Here is a 1764-nt window from a genome sequence, read left to right on the forward strand (position 1 = left end):
CCGCCGCCGCGCCCCTTCGCCGCGCCGCCGCCTGCGCCTCGGCGGGGATGGCGACGCTCGCGGCCCGCGCGGCCGAGGGCGTGCGCGAGGCCCGGGAGACCATCGAGTCGCTCCGCGCGCCTGAGGTGCGGGTGCCGCGGGGGAAGGAGCAGCGCCTATGATGACCGAGCCCTGGGAATGGGAGCCTGCGGTTCCCGCGGCTGCCGCCGGCGCGCCTGATGCCCGCGCCGGCGCCATGCGGGCGCGGCTGGAGGCCCGCTTCGACGACGCCTTCGGCACCGCGGCCCCCACGCGCCTGATCGGCGACGCCGACGCTGATGCCGACGCCGCGGTGACGCGCGCCTTCGCCCGCCGCGCCGTCCACGGCCCGCGGGTGCTCGCCTCGGCCCCCGGCCGCCTGGAGCTGGCCGGCAACCACGTAGACCACCAGGGCGGCCAGGTGATCTCCGCCGCCATCGACGAGCGCCTGTGGGGGCTCGCGGCGCCGAACGGCCTGCCGCTCATCCGCCTGGCGATGGAGGGGTTCGGCCGCGCCGTCATCGACCTGTCCGATCCTGGCTGGGCTGCCCCCAAGGCGGTGGAGCGCGGCACCTCCGCGGCGCTTATGCGCGGCATGGCCGCCGCCTTCGCTCGCGCGGGGCATCCCGTGCGCGGGCTCGACCTGGCCACTGCGTCTGACGTGCCTGCCGGTGCCGGCCTCTCCTCCTCGGCTGCCTTCGAGATGATGGCGGGCGCCTGCCTGGAGGCGCTCTTCGGCGGCGCCGGGGCCGACGCCGTGCCGTCCGACCCGGTGGCCCTCGCCCTGGCCGGCTGCGAGGCGGAGGGCGCCTACTTCGGCAAGGGGAGCGGTGCCCAGGACCAGCTGGCCAGCGCCTGCGGCGGCGTGCTGCTCCTCGACTTCTCCGGCGAGCGCCCCGTGGTGACCCCCGTTCCCTTCGACGCGGCGGGCCACGGCTACGCGCTCGTGCTGGTGGACAGCCGGCACGATCACTCGCTGCACACCGACGAGTTCTGCGCCATCCCCGCCGACATGCGTGCCGTGGCCAACCTGCTCGGCGGCGCGCGTCTGGGTGATGTGCCGCCCGAGCGCTTCTTCGCCAGCTTGCGCCGGGTGCGCCAGGAGCTGGGCGACTTGCGGGCCATGCGCGCGCTGCACTACTACGACGAGGTGCGCCGCGTGGGCGAGCAGCGGCTCGCGCTCACCCAAGGCGACTTCCGCGCCTTCCTCGCGGCGGCGCGGGTGTCCGGCGCGTCGTCGGCCCAGTTCCTCCAGAGCGTCTCGAGCCATGGCGAGGGAGGCCGCGTCCGCCAGCCGGCCATGGCCATCTTGGGACTCTGCTCTCACCTGCTCGGCGAGCGCGGCGCGTGGCGCATCCACGGCGGCGGCTTCGGTGGCAGCGTGCTCGCCTTCGTGCCCGCCGACGAGCTGGCCGCCTTCACGGCCGCCGTGGACGACATGCTCGGCTACCCTGCCTGCTCCGTGGTGGAGGCCGGTGCCCCCGGCGTGTGGGCCCGGGCCCTGTGATGGACGCCCGACCTGCGAAAACCGCCCAATCTGCGGCTTTCGGCCCCGCCGGGCGCGTGCGAGGGGCGGGGGACGAGCGGGTCGCGGGAGGCGCGGAAGCCGCGCAGGACGTCCGGGCTGCGGGAGGCGCGCAGCGTGCGGAAGGCGCCCGACTCGCAGGTGACGCGGGCGCAGCGGGGGACGAACGGCGCGGGGTGCCTGCGGGGGACGCGCGGCGCGGGGTGCCTGCGGAGGGCGAC

At 76.8% G+C, this 1764-nt stretch carries 1 protein-coding gene; it reads left to right on the forward strand.

What is annotated here, in order from left to right; translation table 11 throughout:
* Window positions 1-157 precede the first annotated feature (157 nt).
* The gene (locus D1643_RS10860; RefSeq protein ID WP_236643573.1) at window positions 158-1525 is read left to right on the forward strand and encodes a galactokinase family protein; all 1368 of its coding nucleotides are present in this window, start codon (window positions 158-160) and stop codon (window positions 1523-1525) included.
* Window positions 1526-1764 lie beyond the last annotated feature (239 nt).

This window comes from Enterorhabdus sp. P55 (assembly GCF_009911695.1).
GTDB lineage: Bacteria > Actinomycetota > Coriobacteriia > Coriobacteriales > Eggerthellaceae > Enterorhabdus.